Source organism: Flagellimonas oceanensis (genome assembly GCF_003992595.1).
Taxonomy (GTDB): Bacteria; Bacteroidota; Bacteroidia; order Flavobacteriales; family Flavobacteriaceae; genus Flagellimonas; species Flagellimonas oceanensis.
In genome coordinates this window covers 29460-51575 of the sequence record NZ_RZNA01000017.1, presented here as the reverse complement: position 1 = coordinate 51575, position 22116 = coordinate 29460, and the positions used below count along the sequence as shown (strand labels likewise).

Annotated in this window: 9 protein-coding genes; all 9 read left to right on the top strand. The window is 44.8% G+C overall.

All coding sequences use genetic code 11. The features are described 5' to 3' along the window. Positions 1–267 precede the first annotated feature (267 nt). The 9 genes from EO132_RS04955 (at position 268) to EO132_RS04915 (ending at position 22106) form a co-directional block, all read left to right on the top strand. A complete protein-coding gene (locus tag EO132_RS04955; protein WP_127136866.1) occupies positions 268–1908 on the top strand; it encodes a TldD/PmbA family protein in 1641 nt (546 codons plus the stop codon). Positions 1909–1935: 27 nt separating this feature from the next. Further along, a complete protein-coding gene (locus EO132_RS04950) occupies positions 1936–3252 on the top strand; it encodes a TldD/PmbA family protein (RefSeq protein ID WP_127136865.1) in 1317 nt (438 codons plus the stop codon). Positions 3253–3340: 88 nt separating this feature from the next. Then, a complete protein-coding gene (locus EO132_RS04945) occupies positions 3341–3961 on the top strand; it encodes a DUF4159 domain-containing protein (protein WP_127136928.1) in 621 nt (206 codons plus the stop codon). A gap of 10 nt (positions 3962–3971) precedes the next feature. Beyond that, positions 3972–4976, top strand: a complete 1005-nt coding sequence (locus EO132_RS04940; protein ID WP_127136864.1) for an AAA family ATPase — start codon at positions 3972–3974, stop codon at positions 4974–4976. Continuing rightward, positions 4976–5875, top strand: coding sequence for a DUF58 domain-containing protein (locus EO132_RS04935; RefSeq protein WP_127136863.1), 900 nt, complete (start codon positions 4976–4978; stop codon positions 5873–5875). Before EO132_RS04940 ends, EO132_RS04935 begins: the two co-directional genes overlap by 1 nt. Continuing rightward, positions 5876–7147 carry a BatA domain-containing protein gene (locus tag EO132_RS04930; RefSeq protein ID WP_127136862.1) on the top strand — a complete coding sequence of 424 codons (1272 nt, stop codon included), beginning with the start codon at positions 5876–5878 and terminating at the stop codon, positions 7145–7147. It begins immediately after the preceding gene. Further along, on the top strand, positions 7144–9378 hold the full coding sequence (locus EO132_RS04925) for a DUF4175 family protein (RefSeq protein ID WP_127136861.1): 2235 nt from the start codon (positions 7144–7146) through the stop codon (positions 9376–9378). Before EO132_RS04930 ends, EO132_RS04925 begins: the two co-directional genes overlap by 4 nt. Then, the gene (locus EO132_RS04920) at positions 9371–11122 is read left to right on the top strand and encodes a hypothetical protein (protein ID WP_127136860.1); all 1752 of its coding nucleotides are present in this window, start codon (positions 9371–9373) and stop codon (positions 11120–11122) included. The genes EO132_RS04925 and EO132_RS04920 overlap by 8 nt, the downstream gene beginning before the upstream one ends. Positions 11123–11327: 205 nt before the next feature. Continuing rightward, entirely contained in the window at positions 11328–22106 is a 10779-nt protein-coding gene (locus tag EO132_RS04915; RefSeq protein WP_127136859.1) for a T9SS type B sorting domain-containing protein, read from the top strand. Positions 22107–22116: the final 10 nt, after the last annotated feature.

Below are 22116 nucleotides of genomic sequence, written 5' to 3'. Positions count from 1 at the left end.
TTACGGAAAAGTGCTACAAAAAAAGTAGCTGTGTGGGATTTTATGAATTGGGATGGCCTTTGAAGATCCGAAAAATGACAGGACAGGCAAAAACCTGTACTTTTTCAGCGAAATTCACTTGGTGGCCTGTATATGATGTCTTTTAGGTTAAAATTAACATAATACTAATGGGACACTACTTAATTTTAAGACCCATGGATTTGAACAGATCAATTTTAAGATATACCTACCTTTTATTAACTCAGCGTAAATCAAATAACTAATCATATGAAAAGAAGAGATTTTGTACAGTACGCCGGTATGGGTGCAGGGGCCATGATGATGCCCTCGCTTCTTATGGGGAATGATATTCCCGCGGAAGCACTGCTCGAACCGGGTATGGATACCGTACTTAAAAAGAAAATGGCGGATGTTGCCCTAAATACGGCTAAGTCCTTGGGGGCCACTTATGCAGATGCCAGGATAGGAAGATATTTGAACCAATACGTGTTCACACGTGAGGATAAGGTTCAAAATGTAGTGAATACCGAATCCTTTGGAGTGGGAATCAGGGTGATCGCCAATGGTACTTGGGGATTTTCCTCCACCAATGATGTGACCGAGGATGGAATCAAAACGGCAACCCAGCATGCCGTTTCCATTGCCAAGGCCAATTCCAAGATTCAAAAGGAACCCGTTGTCTTGGCTCCGGTCCAAGGACATGGCGAGGTATCTTGGAAAACGCCACTGAAAAAGGATTTCAAGGAAGTGCCAATTTCAGAGAAAGTTGATTTGTTGCTGAGTGCCAATGCTGCGGCCATGGAAAATGGCGCCAATTTTGTCAACTCGGCCCTCTTCATGGTCAATGAACAAAAGTATTTTGCCTCTACCGATGGATCATATATCGATCAGGATGTGCACCGTATTTGGCCTACCTTTAATGTTACTGCCATTGACAGGGAAGCTGGTAAGTTCAAGAGCCGTCAGGCATTGAGCGCACCGATGGGTATGGGCTATGAGTACATGGATGGTCTGGAATCCGAAAAACTATTGGGCCCGGAAGGCATCAAACTATACAACAGAAGCTACGATATTGTGGAAGATGCTGCCATGGCCGCAAAGCAGGCCAAGGAAAAACTGTCCGCAAAATCCGTAGAGCCGGGAAAATATGACCTGGTACTGGAACCCAACCACCTGGGATTGACGATCCACGAATCCGTGGGACACCCCTTGGAACTCGACCGAGTACTGGGTTACGAGGCCAACTATGCAGGGACCAGCTTTGCCACTTTGGATAAATGGGAGTCCAAGGATTTCAACTATGGAAGTGATATCGTAAACCTGGTAGCCGATAAGACACAAGTTGGATCTTTGGGTGCCGTAGGTTATGATGATGAAGGTGTGAAAACCAAAAAATGGGATTTGGTCAGAAACGGAACTTTGGTCAACTATCAGGCCATCAGAGATCAAGTTCATATGATCGATCAAAATGAGTCGCACGGATGCTGTTATGCCCAAAGTTGGGAAGATGTACAGTTCCAGCGTATGCCCAATGTCTCCTTGGAGCCAGGTAAGGAAAAATATTCCCTACAAGATATGATCAAGGATGTGGACAAAGGAATCTACATACTGGGCCGCGGTTCGTATTCCATAGACCAACAACGTTACAATTTCCAGTTCGGGGGAACCTTGTTCTACGAAATCAAGGATGGGGAAATCGTGGGAATGCTCGATGATGTGGCGTATCAATCCAATACCCAGGAATTCTGGAATTCCTGTGTCAAGATCTGTGATAAGGATGATTATAGATTGTTCGGTTCGTTCTTTGATGGAAAGGGACAGCCCTCCCAGGTAAGTGCCGTTTCACATGGTAGTTCCACATCAAGATTCAACGGTGTCAATGTAATCAATACAGGTAGGACCATTTAAGGTTTATTCAATTTTAATACTAATACAATGGCTATATATACAAGAGAAGAAGCAAAAAAGATTTTGGAAAAGGCATTGAGTTTTTCCAAGGCCGATGCCTGCGAGATAAACCTGAGTGGAAGTAACAGCGGTAATATCCGGTATGCAAGAAACACCGTGTCCACGGCAGGGTATCGATCGACCCAGAGTTTAGCGGTACAATCCAGCTTTGGTAAAAAAGTGGGTACTGCCACCATCGATGAATTTGATGATGCCTCATTGGAAAAGGTGGTGAGAAGAGCCGAGGAATTGGCCCAACTATCCCCTGAAAACCCTGAGTTCATGCCTCCTTTGGGACCGCAGACCTATGATGAATCCATAACTTATAAGGAATCAACCGCCAATGTAACACCGGAGTACAGGGCAGAGGTGGCCAATAAGAGTATCGTGCCGGCCGCAGCACAGGATGTGACAGCAGCAGGTTTTTTGGATGATTCGGCACAGTTTTCCGCCATGATCAATTCCAATGGACTGTTTGCCTACAATCAATCCACTGATGTTGATTTTACCGTGACCATGCGCACCAACGATGGTACCGGTTCAGGTTGGGTAACAAGGGATTATAATGATATTGACAAGTTTGATGCCGATGAAGCGTCAAAAACAGCCATAGACAAAGCTGTGATGTCCAGAGAAGCCCGTGCCATAGAGCCCGGTAAGTATACAGTTATTTTGGAGCCAGCGGCATCAGTGGGACTTTTGCGAAATATGTTCGGTTCCCTCAATGCCCGATCGGCGGACGAGGGCAGGAGTTTTATGTCCGCAAAGGATGGTGGAACAAAGCTTGGACAAAAGATTGTGGATGAACGTGTGAACATTTGGTCCGACCCATTACATCCAGATGTCCCTACATCCACTTGGAATGGAGCTGGACAACCGCTCAAAAAAACCAGTTGGATAGAGAACGGAGTGGTCAAAAACTTGGCCTATAGTCGATATTGGGCAGAGCAGAAAGGTGTGGACCCGGTCCCTTTCCCGAGCAATGCGATCATGGCCGGTGGCGATGAAAGCTTGGAGGATATGATCAAAGGCACCAAAAAAGGTATATTGGTGACACGTTTTTGGTATATCCGTAGCGTGGACCCACAGACCTTATTGTACACAGGTTTGACCAGGGACGGAACTTTCTATATTGAAAATGGGCAAATCAAGTTCCCAGTGAAAAACTTCAGGTTCAACGAGAGTCCGATCATCATGTTGAACAACTTGGAGTCCCTTGGACAACAAGTACGTGTCAATGGAAACCTGATACCCTATATGAAGGTTCGTGACTTTACGTTCACGAGTCTCTCAGACGCGGTATAAAACAAGAATTGAAACAAACTGGTGGTCGGCTTATCCCTGACCGCCAGTTTTTATTTTGGCAATATTTTAGCCTACGACCCAAATGGCATTGGATAACGAATTCTTTTTTACACGCTTACAGTACGAATCGGGAGATTGGGATGTGGATCAGCGTATGCCTTCCAATCTGTTGAATTCCTTGGTCGAGTATACGACCTTAAAGGTCGATACCCAGGAAAAGATCATTACTTTGGCCAGTGACGATATTTTTAAAAGTCCCTTTTGTTATATCTCTGGTCATAAATTGGTTCAGTTCAATAAAAAAGAGCGTGAAAACTTTGAGAAATATGTCCGCAATGGCGGTTTTGTTTTTGCCGATGATTGTAACCACGATATTGATGGACTCTTCGCCAAATCCTTTGAGCGCCAAATGGATGAAATATTTGGACCCGGAGCGTTAAAAAAAATACCCAATGACCATGAAATCTATACCATTTTTTTTGAGTTTGATGATGGTCCCCCTACCACTTCCCAAGAATTGAACGGTTGGGGCGACGACCTTGTACACGAATATCTTAAAGCCATTGTGATCAATGGAAGAATAGGTGTGCTCTATAGCAATAAGGACTACGGTTGCGAATGGGATTACGACTTTAGAAACAAACGCTGGTACAAAATTGACAATACCCGATTTGGGGTAAATATCGTGTTATATGCTTTAACCTCTTAATGAAACGGATTTGGATAAAGAACTACAACAAATTGCAAGTGAAGTAGAGGGGCTTTCAGAAAAACTGACTGCTCTCAAAAAGGAAATAGGTAAGGTGATCATCGGTCAAGAAGAGACCGTGTCCCAACTGCTCATTACATTTCTTGCTGGTGGACATGCCTTGCTCGAAGGCGTTCCTGGATTGGCAAAAACCTTGATGATTCGAACATTGTCGAATGCCATCGATTTAAAATTCAAACGGATACAATTTACACCCGACCTCATGCCCTCTGATATCATCGGAACCGAAATATTGGAAGAGGACCACACCACGGGAAAGAAATTCTTTAAGTTCAACAAGGGGCCAATTTTCTCCAATATCATTTTGGCGGACGAAATCAACAGAACGCCACCAAAAACACAAGCAGCCCTTTTGGAGGCCATGCAAGAGTTTGAAGTGACCTATGGTGATAAAACCTATCCTTTGGATAAACCTTTCTTTATCCTGGCTACCCAAAACCCCATTGAACAATCAGGAACCTTTGTTTTGCCAGAAGCCCAGCAGGATAGATTTCTTCTTTACATTAAAATAGGGTATCCGACAGACGATGAGGAAACCCAAATTTTAAAGGCCACTACGGGGACCAAAAAAGCTCAGCTGAACAAAGTGTTATCGGGAGAGGATATTGTGAGATTGCAGCAGCTGGTTCGTGAGGTATCCATTAGCGACGGATTGATTCAATATGTGAGTGATGTGATTCGGGCCACTCGTCCGGATACCACTTCGGTTGACTATGTGAAACAATGGGTGGATTGGGGGGCAGGACCCCGCGCCGGCCAAGCGATGATTTTGACCGCAAAGGCCAACGCACTTTTGGAAGGCCGATTGGCAGTGACCCAGGCAGATTTACAAACCGTGGCTTTGCCGGTATTGCGGCATAGGGTACTTGTTAACTTTAGAGCAGAAGCTGAAGGAATCACTTCGGATACGGTTACGAAAGAAATATTGAAAGCAGTTCAATTAAAGGATAAATAATGGCCTCCAGGGACTACCACGACCTTTTAAAACCGGAAGTCATCAATACAGTATCGGGCCTTAGCCTGATTTCACGTATTGTGGTGGAAGGCTATACCTCTGGTCTACATCGGAGTAAAAGCGTGGGTCCCGGCATGGAATTCAGTCAATACAGAGGCTATGAACCTGGAGATGACCTTCGGTTGCTGGATTGGAAGATGTTGGCGCGCTCTGGGCGGTACTATATCAAACAATCCGAGGTGGAAAGTCATGTTACCGTTAAGTTCATTGTTGATGCCAGTGCTTCCATGGAACACAAGGAGAACGGTATATCCAAATTGGAATTTGCCCGTGTCATGGTGGCCTGTCTTTCCCACATGGCTCAAAAACAGGGAGATTCCGTAGGGCTTTTTGCGCTCAATGAAGTTGATTTTGTGAGCATTTATCCCAAAGCGGACCAAAAGCATTTCAATCGTTTGTTATTGGAATTGTTGAAGATATCCACCAAGGGCAAATGGCCCGAACTTTCCATTGCCTCGCGGCGGATTCACAACAGGGGAGAAAAGGAGTTGGTATTTTTCCTGACCGATATGTACGAGGACGTTTCAGAGCTATCCGACTTTGTAAAGAACCTGAAAACTGCCCATAATGAAGTGGTGGTGCTTCAAATTATGGCAGGAAAGGAAATGGATTTTGATTATAAAAAATCGGTCACTTTTGAAGATTTGGAAACGGGGACCAAAGTAAAAGTTGACGTCAACAAGGCCAAAAGCACCTATTTAAATGCCTTGAATGAAAAAATAGAACAGACCAAGGAGCAACTGCTTTCACAAGGGGTACATTACCATTTGTTTCGAATGGACAATGACCTTGGCGATGCACTACAGCTCTTTTTAAAGGAACGAATACGATTGTTGTAAATGGTTTTTGCGAATCCGTCATATCTCTGGGCACTTTTGGGACTTCTGGTTCCCTTGGCCATCCATTTATGGAGCAAAAAGGAAGCAAAGACCATAAAAATCGGAAGCATTCAATTACTGGACGAATCCAATTCCCGGCAGTCAAGTAGCATCCAATTGAACGAATGGTTATTGCTGTTGCTTCGGATGTTGATCGTCGCCCTTGTCGTATTGTTGATGGCAGGTCCACGATGGCGAACCAAAGGCGATAAAAAGCAGGTAACCTATCTTGTTGAAGCTTCCCTTGCCAACGACCCGTCCATCAGTGCGATATTGGATAGTGTACAGGACAATTCATCGGTATTTTTATTGGAAAATGGCTTTCCTGATTGGGAGGCCGATAACGATTATCAGGTGGATGGCAAACAGCCAAACTATTGGCAATTGACACGGAAAATGGATTCCCTGCGTTCCGATAGTATTGTGGTGTTCACTAAGGCTCTGGCCAAAGGTTTTCGGTCCATGCGACCCACTACCCAAAAGAAAATCCATTGGGTGGTCATGGAACCTGACGAAACCCGGGATGTTCCCTTAATTGCTTTTAATCGTGAAACGGGGATTGAATTGGTTTCAGCTTCAAGCAGTGGTAGAGCAACCAAAATCAATAAAAAAATGGTGGAGGATGACTTTGAGCTTGGTAATGATAGCCTTCGTTTACTAAATGGGGAAACAAAATCAGTTCCGTTGAAAAGCTTGGATACGCTTCATGTCAATATGTATGTGGAAGAAGATTTTGAGCGGGAAGGAAATTATTTGGAGGCATCCTTTAAAGCCTTATCAGCATTTTTAGAACAGGAAATCATCATTCATAAAACGGATAAGTGGTCCAATGATGAAACACATCTGAATATTCGGTTGCAGCATGAGCTAAACAATGACACGGTGGGTAAATGGTTGGTCTATCAAGCAAACCCTTTGGCCCATCAATTGATCGAACCGTCAAATGTGAAAAATACATATCATCTCACTTCAAGGTTGAATCCAAAAAACACCGTTGAAAAACATTTACCGGAACAATTGCTCAACATATTGGCTTTGGATATTGATGTAAAGGATTTGATACATGAAGCTGATGCAAGACAATTGGATGAAATGGAGCTCAAACCCAATTATGTCGAGTCTAAACGGAAACGTGAAAGCGCTACGATGATCGATGTCTCTTTTTGGGTATTCGGTCTACTTGCTGGATTGATGATCGTGGAACGATTCATGGCAAACTATAAAAAGCAATGATGGGAGCAGGGGACATAAAGCAATTTCAACGACGATGGCAGCAATCCATATATGTGGAGGCCATCCTCTATGCCGTTGGATTTGCGGGTGGTATCTATGTATTGACCCATAATGTGATATTCGGAATTATTGCTCTCGTCGTATCTGGTGCAATAACCATCTTTATTTTACGACCTTGGCAAGTCAGTCAGGAAAAAGCCGTGGCTTATATCGATGCCCACCTGCCTCAAGCGGGATATAGCAGCGGACTTTTGTTATCGCCAACCCATGAGCTCTCGAACCTTTCCAAATTACAGCAATATCGAATAGCCCAACAACTACAACCGGTACTGCCCAAGTTAACCCCTCCACATAGATTGTTCAGGGGTGCCTTGGTGATGTTTGGGTTGATCGTGTTGGGGCTTGCAGGTAGTTTTGTACTGACAAAGCTTGGTAGCCGATCGGGAGAGTCCCCCTCTAATAAGGAACAAATCACTTTTGCCCCAAAAGATAGCCTGCCGACCACCACGAAGGTTCCAGAATTGACGGGAACCAAAATCAGCATTCAATACCCTGTCTATACTGGAAAAGCAACCCAATACACTACTAATCCCAATATAAAAGCAGTACAGGGTTCCAGGGTGGTTTGGAATCTTGAGTTTGAAGGCGATGTGCGCACTGTTCAAATGGATTTGATGGGAAGTACCTTTGATTTCACGAAAACAGAAGGGAAATACAGACTGTCCCAAAACCTTGAAGCATCAGGATTTTACAGTTTTACTTTTAAGGATAACAGCGGAAATGATTATGTGAGCGACCTATATTCCTTGGAAATGGTCACGGATGAACCTCCCATGGTCCAAATAGAGGGGTTGGATAATTACAGCTACTTTGAATTCGATGAAGATAAAAGTTTGCGGTTCAACGCCAATATTTCCGATGATTTCGGCATTACTGATGCCTATATCATTGCCACGGTGAGCAAGGGGTCGGGTGAATCGGTAAAGTTTAGGGAAGAAAAAGTACGTTTTGATAGTGCTATCCCGAAGGGTAGAAAATCATTGCAGTTACAGCAACCTTTGGATTTAGATGCATTGCAAATGGATCCAGGCGACGAACTTTATTTTTATGTAGAAGCACTGGACCAAAAAACACCTTCGCCGAACGTAGCACGTAGCGAGACCTATTTTGCCGTGATTCGTGATACCATTACCGATGAATTTGCGGTAGAGGGAGGCTTGGGCGTAGACCTGATGCCGGACTATTTCAGGAGCCAACGTCAATTGATCATAGATACGGAGAAACTGATTGCTGATCGACCCAACATTTCTGAAAAGGACTTTAAGTTCAGAAGCAACGAATTGGGTTTTGATCAAAAACAGTTACGCCTAAAGTACGGACAGTTTATGGGCGATGAGACCGAAATGCAAGCAGCGGCCGGAGCAGTTTCCCATGAGGAAGGCGAAGCTGAACCGGGCAGTGAAGAAGGTGGGGAGGATGTATTGGATGAGTACAGCCACAAACACGATAGCGATAACGAACACAATTTGGTCGAAGAGCACGACCATGGGAATGAGGACCAGGGCCAGGAAGAAGAAGAGGACCCATTGCACGATTATTTGCATAATCATTCTGATCCAGAGGAGTCGACCTTGTTCGAAAAATCGTTGAAAGCAAAGCTTCGTGATGCCCTGAATATCATGTGGGATGCCGAGCTTTATCTTCGACTATACGAGCCCAAGAAATCCTTGCCCTATCAATATGAAGCCCTGGAAATAATTCAGGAAATAAAGAATAGTGCTCGAATCTACGTGCACCGTATCGGTTTTGATCCGCCCCCCATTAAAGAGGAGAATAGATTGAGTGGAGATATCGAGAATATTGAAAATTTTGACAAACAAGAAGCATACACCTATCAAATATCTTTTGCATCTACGAGAGCAGCGATTTCCCGTTTAGAAGAATTGATTCAAGGGGAAACATCATTTTCAGATAGTGATAGTGCTCTTTTTATGGATGCGGGTAACGAATTGGCGCAAAAGGCCATCTCAGAGCCTTTAAAATATCTAGATGTCTTACAAGGCTTGCGTGACTTGGAAAAAGCGGTCAACAGAACCACGGATAATTACATCATGGTCCAGAAAAACCTGCTGTCCGTTCTACCAGAGGTAGCCGACAATCCAAAGCAGAAGGCGAAGTACCAAGATGAAATCAATCTATTGTATTTAAAAGAACTGGGCTTGTATGAGTGATGGGGAGGTATTTGTGAATCAGGGGTTATTTTGGCCCGTGTTGTTGATTGGGCTATTGCTATGGGGCGTTTATATTTGGAAGGAATGGCCCCAACGAACGGAGCTAAGGTTTTGGATTAAGTTGATTATTGCATTTTTGGCCATTACCTCACTCGCTATGATTGTTTTGAAACCAGGTGTATGGGAAAAATCCAGTAACGGTAAGGGGATTATATTGACCGAAGGGTACCGTCCTGCCCAATTGGACAGTTTAAGGGCCATTTATAAGCGCATTCCACAGGAGGAATACGTAACGGGAAGGAACCTGACCCTTTTGGACGAAGCAGATTCCTTATTTCTTTTGGGGCATGGGCTCGCTTCTTTTGATTTATGGCAAGTGGCGGAGAAATCCGTTGCTTATCTCGGAGGAAAGGACGTGGAAGGATGGACCCAACTCTCCAAAAATGATGAATTGGTTCTTGGGGAACCATTTGAACTAAAAGCCAAATATATTAACCCTCAAGCAGGTCATTGGGCCGTTTTGACCGATAATGGTGGGAATCCCTTGGATTCGGTGCCGTTTGAGGAACAGGCGGAGCAAAACATTATACTCCGTGCCAACCCAAAAACAAGCGGACAATTGGTGTTCCATATTCTTGAAAAAAGTGAGGGGGAAATCCTATCGGATGAGCCGCTGCCCATTCATGTGGTGGAAGGGAATTCCTTGAAAATTTTGATGGTCAACACCTTTCCGACTTTTGAAACCAAGTACCTTAAGAACTTCCTTGCCGAAAGGGGACACGAAGTCTTGGCACGCACACAACTTACCAAGGGCAAATACAAGTTCGAGTATTTCAATGGAGCATCGAACCCCATTTATGGTCTCTCTACAGATAACTTACAGGATTATGATCTTTTGATCATTGATACGGATTCTTATTTGGGTCTTGGAAGTGCTTCAAAGTTGGCCATGGAAGAAGCGATTGGATCAAACGGAATGGGTGTTTTTATACAACCCAGTGAAAGTTTCTTTACTCAGGGAAAAGGACGTACCCCATTTAACTTTAATCGGGATTTCAGTACTGAAATCACTTTGGGTAAATCAAAACAACCCTTGCAGAAATACCCTTATACCTTTCAAGAAGATCTTCGAACACAGGAGGTTTTGGTGGATTCTGTTGCTTTAGCTGCTTATATACCCATACAGTATGGTAAAACCGGAACCACATTGCTTCAAAACACCTATCAATTGGTTTTGGATGGCGACGAGGCACTTTATGCCCGCATCTGGACGCAGGTGCTCAACAGCATTGCCAAGGAAAAGGATAAAGAAGTGGAGTGGGAGGGCATTACCGCAATCCCAAGACCAAATCAGCCTTTTGAATTTGAACTACGCACAATGTTGGGCGATATGGACATCATTTCAGCAGATGGGGCCAACATCCCTTTGATTCAAAATAGTGTAATGCCGACGAAATGGACGGGAAAACAATACCCTAGAAAAACGGGATGGAACCAACTACGTACTTCTCAAGACTCCATTGCTCCATTTTCGTATTTTGTTTTTGATGATGATCAACTTGAATCGATTTCGGAGTCCAAAACCTTAGAAACCAATCAGCGTGAGTTCGGCTCTGAAAACACATTTACCCCTTCGGTTTCCGAGACCAAAAATGGGTGGGAGCCAATCTCTCCATTGTGGTTTTATTTCTTGTTGTTGTTTGGTTTTGGATGGTTGTGGTTGGAGCCTAAATTAGCACCGTGATTTCACCTCTAGTTTTGATTGGGTTGCATGGAAAAGTATTGGTTTTACTAGGGTTTTTTGCGAATTAGATTGATTCTAAACACCAGTATATCGGGGATTTGCAACAAAACCACCTTGTTCCACAACAATTGATTTTCCACTTCTTGTTCATTGGATAGATTTGATACCACAGTTAAATAACCCATCACTATCCAAAACCTCAAATATGAAATCCAAACCTTTAGCAGTTGATCTCAATAGGTTCCTATTTCTGTTGTTTTTCATTGCTTTCGTATCCTTGACACAAGCACAGCTTTCTGTTCCTTTTGAACCGAGGTTGCCCGGGGAAAACATCAAGGTAAAGGGAGACCTTGTCTATGTGGCGAACAATATAGTGAGCATAGCAAGTGATCCCAATTCAGATTATAACGGGGGTTCCAGTAACCAAAATGTGAACATGGACTATATCGATATCGATGGTGATCCCTCCACATTCAGTTCCAGTAGTGCGGAGTTGAATGCTCCGAGTTGTTCTGCAGTGGTTTATGCCGGTCTGTATTGGGGTGGGATATATAGGGATACCAATAGGGACGATCCCTATAAACAAGTGAAGTTCAAAATCCCTGGAGGCTCCTATGTGGATATAGGTCCGGATAGCGACCCCATGTTCGAGTTTGAACAGATCTATGATAAGGATGGTGATCGGGATGGAGATGGTGTTACCGATCCTGGAATTGTGGATGTGGACTATTTGAGTGGGGTCAATATGACCTCTTATCTCAATTATGCCAATGTGACCCATTTGCTCTCAGGTTTGAGTGATCCCAATGGGGAATATACAGTGGCCAACGTAGTGGCTTCTACCGCTCAGACCAATGTAAGTGCAGGATGGACCATGGTCGTTATTTATGAGAACCAAAATTCCACCAGTAAATATATTTCGACTTTTGATGGCTATGCTGCCATGGGAAGTACCTACCGTGAAACCAACGTGCCCTTCAGTGGGTTCAAGACAGTACCGGCTCCTTTGCCAGTCAATGCCGTAATCGGAGCAGGTACCATGGATGGGGACAGGGTTACCGGTCCGAGCATGAGATTCAGGGCCAATACAAGTGATAGTTGGACCTATTTGAGCGATGCCATCAACCCGAGCAACAATGTTTTCAACAGTACCATCAGTCATTTGGGGAGTTGGGTGGATACCAGAACCCCAAAGAGTCATAATACCCTGGGGTGGGATGCCGATATCTTGGACCTGCCCAACCAGGGCAACAATGTATTGCCCAATGACCACGATAGTGGTGAGATTCTGATTCATACCTCCAGTGAAGGGGTCATACTGTTCTTGACCACAGTGGCAGTGGAAATCATCAATCCGGAAATCATTGTGGAGAAAAGGGTAGAGGATCTGGCGGCAAATGATATTACAGGGGCAGGGGTCCATTTGGGCCAGTCCTTGGAATATGTACTGCGTTTTTGGAACCGAGGGAATGATGATGCTGAAAATTTTACCATCCGTGACGTACTCCCCGATAACGTTGATTTGGATAACATTGATTTAACCGGAGCGCCCGGTACCACGATGTCCACCAGTGCCACAGACCCAAAAGAGGTGACATTTCAAATACCTGATACTTTGGTTACCGAAGGCGGTAGCACCTATGAGATCAGGATTCGAGTGGATGTATCGGATGATTGCCATGATTTTGTTGCGGCATGTAGTTCCACGATCGACAATATCGCCTATGCCACCTATGAGGGGGAGACCAGTGGACAGACCATATCCGACGACCCTAGTGTGTCCAGTGTCAATAGCTGTGGTTTTGTGACCACCGGGGCCACTAATTTTCTTTTGGATGACCTCACGAATTGTATTTTCGAGAGTGAGATCCAGATCTGTGGGGATAATGCCGATATCACGGCAGGTCAGGGATATGACACCTATACCTGGTATCGTGACCTGAACGGTAATGGAGAAATCGATGTCACGGATACCGTTTATGATGATAGCGACCCTGATGGCGACCCGACCACGGTCACCGTACAGGAAAGTGGGCATTATTTGGTAAGAAAGGAATCCGCAAGCTGTGGCACCAATATAGAATCCATGGAGGTAACCCGTTTCGGTACCACTCAGGTAAATCCCATAATCACTTATTTCAACAACTTGAACAATGATGCTGATAGCACCAATGATATACAAGGGGAAATCGTATCCTGTACGAATGACGGCTCCCAATTGCCACAAATATTTCTTTGTGGTATCAATGATTCACAAGACATCACACTCAACATTACCGATGCCCAATCCATAAGATGGGAAAAATTGGATGAAACCAGTTGTTCGTCCACCAGTGTGGATTGTCCCAATACACAGATGGGATGTACATGGAACCAAGTGGATACCGGAAATTCGTTCACGGCAGATGCCGAAGGGCGCTATCGATTGGTGCTGTCCTATTCCGGGGGGTGCAATAGTATCTTTTATTTTGATGTATTCCAGAACAATCTTGACTTTGACTATGACACACAACACATATACTGTTCCTCGGATGGATTTATCAGAATCCAAAATGTAGGTTCCGGTTATGGGTATCAATTGGTGGACACATCTACGGAAACTGTGTTGGTATCCTATGCCGATAACAATGGACCAAATTTTGATATAAGTACTTCAGGTACATACAGGGTTGATTTTACCCAATTGGACCCTTCTACAGGAGATCCTTTGGAAGGCAGTTGTGTTTTCAGTACCGAAGAGATCGGAATACAAAGAAGGGAACTCAATATCGGTCTTAGTACAGAACCAGTAACTTGTTTGGGACAGGGCAGCGTGAGAATCCAAGCCACCCAGGCAAGGGCCAATTACCACTACAGACTGTATGAGGATGATGGAAGTGGAAACCCAGGTGCATTGATTGATAGTGAACTTACCCAAGCCAGCAGTGATCTTACATTCGAAGGGCTCAATTCAGGAAACTATGTGGTGGAGGTGCGAACGGATGATGGCTGTGAAGAAGTTGAAACATTTACCATTGATGAAATACCTGATCCGGTCGTAACGGCCGTTACCACCCAACAAATTAGTTGCATCGATGGAACCATAACATTGACTGCCTCCCAGGGGGTGCCAGGCTATTCCTTTGCCATTTGGGAAAAGGACGGGGTTGAATTGTACACGGACATCAGTGATATTCCTGTAACTGAATTTCAAAAGGACATCGCAACGCCGGGTGTATTCAGTTTTTCATCGGGAGAAGAAGGACGCTATCGTTTTGTGGTGGTGGATCAGAACAACTGTTCGTCCATTTCCAACGAAGTTACCATTGATGATTTGGGGGGACTGTCCGTGGCGGCACCTACCATTGACTCGGAGATTACTTGCGAAGGATCGAATACCGGTCAGGTGACCATGAATGTGTCAGGTGCCCAAACTCCATATTCCTATAGTATCGATAATTGGGCCACCCAACAAAATGACCCGACCTTCGTGAACCTTTCCCCTGGGTCGTTCACCATAAAAGTGCGTAGTGCCGATGGCTGCGAGGAAGAAACAAATTTTACCCTGGATGACCCTGAAACCTTTAAGGCCAATGCTGGTATCTCCAGTACCGGAACCTGTGACATTAATGGATATTCCGAAGTGAGGTTTACCAATGTGGAAGGCGGGACAGCCCCTTACGAGTTCAGCTTTGATGGGGGAAGCTCGTTTGTTGTCGATGATCCCATGGATCCAAGTGTGAGAACAAATCTTTTACCACCGGGAAACCATATTTTGGTTGCAAGGGATGCTCGTGGTTGTAACATTACACTGCCCATTACCATTGACCCACCGTTGCCTGTTCCTAATTTTGATATGGACCTGGCATATGACTGTGATGGCAATGGCGATGTGGTGATTGGTCCAGACCAGACCGTTTATGACTACAGTTATACCATAAATACTTCGCCAATTGTGATATCAACCGATGGAACCTTCTCTGGCATTGGCCCGGGAACTTACACCATAACCGCTGAATATACTGAGAGCGACCCGCCAAATCCCAGTGTTTTGTTATTGGAGGATTTTGGAAGTGGTCCAACAGTGGACAGCCAATTTACACAGGGCTATGGTTATGAAGACCAAGTGGGAAGCAATACCCAGATCAATGATTTTGAATATTCCGTGACCAGCAGTATTGTATCTCCATTCAGTGCTTGGTTGAATCCTAGCGATCATACATCCGGAGGTACCGATTCAAACGGGCGATATTTTGTGATCAATGTTGGAACCCCCTCGCCCGATCAAGTGATCTATCAAAAACCGATAAGGGATATTATTCCCAATCAGGATATGGAAGTATCCTTTGCAGCGATAAACCTTTTGGGAGGAGGGACTAAATTGGATCCCGACCTTTGGGTGCAAATGAGGATTCCGGGAACAACTACTGTTGTAGGTGAGGTTCAAACCAACGATATACCAAAAAGCCAGGTTTGGGAAATTTTCGAGTTTACCATGAACCCTGGGATTCATACAGAGCTGGATTTTGTGCTCATATCCAAAAAGAGCGGAAACAACGGAAATGATGTGGCCATCGATGATATTTTGGTAAAACAGGTACCTCAATCCTGTCCAAGGACCATGGATATTCCCGTGGTCATTGAAGCCGGTTACGGTTTTGAGGCAAGTGTAATCGGGCATACCGATATCACGTGTAATGGAGCTAACGATGGTTCCATTACTTTCGAAGTGGAAAATTTTGATGCTACAGCAGGCTTTGAGTACTCGATTGATGGGGGCACCAATTGGATTGCATCCACATCATCCCCAGTGACCACGTCCACTGCTTTATCGTCAGGTTCTCAAAGTGTGATGGTTCGAAAAGCCGATGAAACGACCTGTTCCATTACCTTGAACCAAACTATTGATGAGCCGGCAGCACTTTCCATTAACACGAACATTCTTCAAAACCCTAGCTGTATTGACCCGGTCGGAGCCATCGAAGCAACAGTGACAGGTGGGACACCGACCTATGAATATGCACTTCAAGATGGTTCAGGAACCGACTTGGTAACTTTTGCGGCCGCCAATGGAGATACCTTTAACGGATTATCAGCCGGCGATTACATAGTTTTGGCACGGGATATCAACGGATGTACCATCAGTAGTGCTATAGTTACATTGAGCGATCCAGATCCATTGGTATATAATGTTGATTACACAAGCTGTTACAACGGAGGAAACAATGCTTCTATCGATATAACAGTGACATCAGGTAATGGTGGATACCTTTTCCAAATTGATGGTGGCCCTTGGCAAACACCCAACCCTAGCACGTCCAATACCTATACTTTTTCAGGATTGGCCAATGGCACCTACGATATTAATGTCAAGGATGCTTTGGGGTGTGATGATACCATTACCCAAGTAACCATTGATTCGCAATTATTGGTCAATGCAACCTCAACAGATGTGAGCAGCTGTGCTGATGGATCTGTCGACGTTACGGCTTCTGGAGGTAACGGCACCTTGCTCTATGCCCTGGTTCCGAATGGGGCCACACCGGCTCCCACAGACTTTGTGGCAACCACTAGTTTCCCGATTGATAATGCTTTGGCCACAGCAAACCCCACTGGATTTGACCTCTATGTTCGTGATAACAATGGAGCCTCATCCTACTGTGAAGTAATTGAAGAAGATATTATTGTCAATCCAGCTGTGGACTGGGAAGTCGCAGCTGTGCCCGAAGACCCCAATTGTAATGGCGGCAACGGAAGTATTGTCGCCCATGTTCAATTGAACGGGGGAGGTAGTCTTACACCAGCACAAATCACACAGGCAGGTCCGTTTAACTATTCCCTATACCAAGGTGCGACCGAGATAGCCTCCGTTTCCAATTTGGCCGCTACCACATATACCTTCAACAATGTGGTTGCAGGTACTTATGAGGTTCAAATCACGGATGGCTCGGGATGCCCTTTGTCATTGGGTAGCATTGACGTCATAGACCCGCCGGTGTTGACTGCTGATGTTGATACGGATTTTCCAACCACTGGTGTTTGTGCCCCCGCGATAGGTTTTACTTTTGAAAACTATCCCACTTCCGGGCTGAGCGGTACTTTGCAGTTTAGTGCAGATTATGGAAATACATGGCAGACAAGTGAAACCTTTACTGGATTTACATCGGGCGAAGAGGTAAAACCTTCCATTCGTACAGTGGATGGAAGTGGAAATACCCTTTGCCGGTATGATTTGCCACAATACACACTGACCTATCCCTTGGACGATTTGGACATTACTATCAATGCAACGGTGGACTTGTGTAATGAGTTACTTGTTAGCGTCCAAGGTTCGAAGGGAGATGCTCCTTATGTATATACCTACACAGAGGACCCAATCAATTTTGACCCCTATGATGCTTCTACATCATGGACCTCCCCTCCGCAAGGATTGAACGACCCTTACTGGTTTACTGGACTGACCCCTGGAAGGACCTATGTTTTCTTCGTTAAAGATGATAGTGGTTGTATTCGACAAAGTACAGTGAATGTGAATGATCTGTCTACCGTGGATTTACCCATAGAGATTACAGATTCAGTGACACCCAGTTGCCATGGTGCAGATAGTGGGGGAATCACCTTTACCTTGAATCCAGATGTTGCCGAACCGGAAATGCGATGGGAGCTTTTCGAAGTTGGTAATTCAACTCCTGTTGAAGTAAGTGGCGGTGGAGGTTCCGCAATCAATGTAACCTATGCCAATACGCTTGATTTTACGGGGTTGCCTGTTGGGGAGTATTATATTGAAGTCACACAGGTCAATGGTAGTGGAGTGGATACCTGCCATGGAGGAAGTGAAAACGTACTGATCGAAGAACAACTTCCGATTACAGCTACTGTTTCCGAAACACGTGAAATTGGATGTAATCAACCTGGATTGATTTCCGTTACAAATATCAATGGAGGTACTGCACCATACACCTTTGATGTAACTGGTCCAAGTGGATTTGCCGCGATTACTGCGACTTCACAAAACCCTATCGAAATACCCGCTAACTCACCTGCAGGTGATTATGATGTTACCGTAACCGATGTGTATGGATGTACTACAAGCGTTCCATACACTGTTGCAATGACATTGACCCCCAATCCAACTATTGACGACATTCAAGTTGCCAATTGCGATGGTAGTGCAGACGTAACCGTAACGGGAAATTCCTTGGTAGGAGGTATCCGCTACGCCATGGTACCTTCAGGGGCAAGTGCTCCGACGAGCTTTTTGAACAATGGTGGGGTATTTACCAATGTCGCTGCTGGGGACTATGATTTCTACATAATCGATGGTAATGGATGTTCCATGGCACAGACTACATTTACCGTTCATCCTCCGCTTCAAGCCAATGCCCAATTGACCAAACTTATTGATTGTACAGGTACACCGGATGGGACGATTGAAATAGAAGCATTGCAAGGTTCTGGAACCTATCAATATTCCGTGGAAAACCTGACCGCTTCTTCAATGGTACAACCAAAAACCTCAATGGGTGGTGGTTCTGTTGAATTTCACCCAACAGTAGCAGGAACCTATGAAATCAAAGTATATGTGGATGTCACGGCAGATCATGAAGCCTGTGAGCGTACATTTACGATTGTGGTTCCAGACCCAATACAACCAGATTTTTCCGCCACACCAACGGATGTTAGTTGCCACGGAGCAAACGATGGAAGTATAGCCGTAAGGCAGACTGATAATGGAATTACCCCATTGACCTATGAATTGTTGGACAGTGGATTGAATCCAATCCCTTCAACTGATTTTACCTATGATTCGGCTACCCGTACTTTCCAGGATCTCGCCCCTGGTGATTATGTGGTAAGGGCCACAGGAACCAATGACTGTGAAACAGATATCATTGTTCCTACCATCAATGAACCAACCCCAATTGCAGTGACCATTCCAGCAGCAGATGTGATCCAATTTGGATGTGCGGCAGGAAATAACCCTGACAATGCAAGCATTACGGTAAACTCCACATCGATTTCCGGAGGAACGGGAACTTATGTTAGATATGAATTTTTGGACCCATCAAACAATGTGGTTCAAGACGGGAACAACAACCAATTGATCGTTACCGATCTTGCAGGGGGAACATACACCATCAGCGTGTATGACGATTCAGGCTGTGTGGGAACCTGTACGGCCACGATCGATCAGTTTGATGAACTACAGGATGCGACCATCAATGTAGATGACGATATTTCTTGTGCCAACGGAGGAGAAACCATCACCATAACCGCACAAGGCTTGTTGTCGGATTCCAATACGGGGCCTCACGACTATATATTTGAAGAAATTGCCTCAGGAAATACCAATGCTGTAGGGACATTCACAGCTTTGCAAGTTGGTTTACACTCATTTAGAGTGACCAATACAGATACCGGATGTTCCATTGTGGTCTCCCATAATGTGGAAGAAATCGAACCGTTCCAGATCAATATGATCGAGGACGCCCCAGTGGTATGTGCTGGTGATAATGCCGAATATCATTTTGAGTTGGCAGGTGGTTATTCCGGAGGATTCACTTGGACGGTCTACGATACCAATGGCACATTGAGCGATACCAGTGATGATTTCCAGTTTGGTCCTACTGGAACCGGAAATGGAACAACCAGTGGAAACATTGACCTGCCCAAGGGTACCTATCGCGTTGAGGTGGTTCAGACCGATTTACCGCGCTGTACCGAACAAACCACTGTCACCGTGGGAGGAGCTGATACTATTTTGGATGCTACGATAACGGAAATAGGAAATGCATCCTGTTCCAATGATCAAGGAAGGTTGTCCGTAACACCAACTGGAGGCGTGGCACCATACACGATTTCGATACCTTCCCTAGGATTGACTCAGAACAATGTGTATAGCTATGTCTTTACGGATTTGGATGATGGAAACCATACGATCGAAGTAACTGATGCGGCGGGTTGTACCAACGCTGCACTTAGCGGAACCATTCAAACGGTAGACCCTTTATTGGCAGACATTACACCTGCCACACAAACATTGGATTGTGTCGGGGATACCGATGGAAGCATTACTGCTACGCTAACTTCAGGTGGTATAGGGACCGTTTTATATCGTTTGAACAGACTTGAGGGCGGGAATATCATAACGACCTCTCCCTCCCAAACATCAAGCACGTTTGATAACCTGAATGCGGGTACCTATTCCATTACCATAACAGATGATGCAGGTTGTACCTTGACCACCACCGAAGTTGTAATAGAAGACCCCGTGCCTGTGCGAGGAGATCTTGTGGTGTCTAGGGAGCTTAGCTGTGAAACGGATGCCCAACTTACACTTACCGTCGAAGGAGGTACACCATTTGCTGGTAATGTGTATCAGTTCAGTACATCGGAAACAGGACCCTTTACCAATATGTCAGGAGGAAACACCCATACTTTTGATGTGAGTCCGGATACCGACCCATATCAATTCTACATATTGGATGCCAATGGTTGTGAACCGGCGCTTACCAATGCCATTACCATAAACCCTGTGACCCCATTGACAGCTATTGTGGATGAAAGTGCATCTTATATCAACTGTAATGGAGACAGCACAGCATCCATTACCGTGGATGCCGATGGAGGACTAGGAAACTATATATATGGATTATATGAGGATAGTGCGATGACCATTGCTGTGGCACCGACCAACATCAATGGCTATTTTGATGGACTTACCCAAGGAACCTATTATGCAGGAGTTACAAGTGGTGATTGTGAATGGGTATCAACGGCCATCATAATCGAAGAACCCGAACCTCTTATGGTTGCGAGTGATATAACTGATGTGAGCTGTATGGGTGCTGACGATGGTAGTATTGTGCTCAACGTATCAGGAGGCACAGCTGATTATCAATATGCAATTTCGCCGAACCTGAACCAATTTGACACGGAAAACACTTTTACGGATTTGGCCGCAGGTGATTACACTGTAATCGTACAGGATGCCAATGGATGTTTTGAAGTCTTGGACTTTACCATTACACAGCCCGATGCCTTGACTTTGAACACCACTGCTGAAGATGAAATCTGCTTCGGCAGTGAAGATGGTATGATTACCTTGGATATCCAAGGAGGGACTGCGCCCTACAGAACTAGTTTGAATTCCAGTCAGGAGGAAAACTTTGTTGAGGGATTGATGAGCTACGGAAACTTGGCAAGTGGAGACTACGTTGTTTTTGTCAGGGATGCCAATGGCTGTACCACCAATCAGGTAGTTACCATAGCACCAGGGGTTAATTTGGAAGGTACTGTTGAGGTTGTTTATCAATGTGATGGGGATTCGCCCACGAATTACCTGGCTATTGAGTTCGAAGATCAGAGTGTTGTCCCAGACTTATTATATGGGTTGGATTCCAATGATCCCAACGATATGGTATTGAGCCCTGACTTTACCAATCTGATGCCCGGGGAACATACCCTTACTGTAGCACATGCGAATGGATGCGACCGAACCTTCACTTTTGAAGTGAAAGATTTTGAACCGCTCACTTTGGAACTGAGCAATGATAATATCAACGAGATTGTCGCATCAGCTTCAGGAGGGAATCCGGATTACACTTTTGAAGTGGATGGCGTATCCTACGGGAATGACAATACATTCATGATTCGTGAAACCAGAACCTATATGGTAACAGTGACGGATGAAAATGGGTGTAGTGTTTCACAGGAAATCGATATGGAATTCATAGATATTGAAATCCCCAATTTCTTCACTCCGGATGGAGATGGGTTGAACGATACATGGAAACCAAAAAACATTGAAGCATTCCCAAATATTACCATGACCATTTTCGATAGGTATGGTCGAACCATATACAGAATGCTTCAGGATACCGATGGTTGGGACGGCTTCTACAATCAAGCCGATCTGCCAACAGGTGATTATTGGTACATCATCAAACTGAATGGAGATGAGGATACCCGAGAATTTGTAGGGCATTTTACACTTTATAGATAAAAAAGGATTG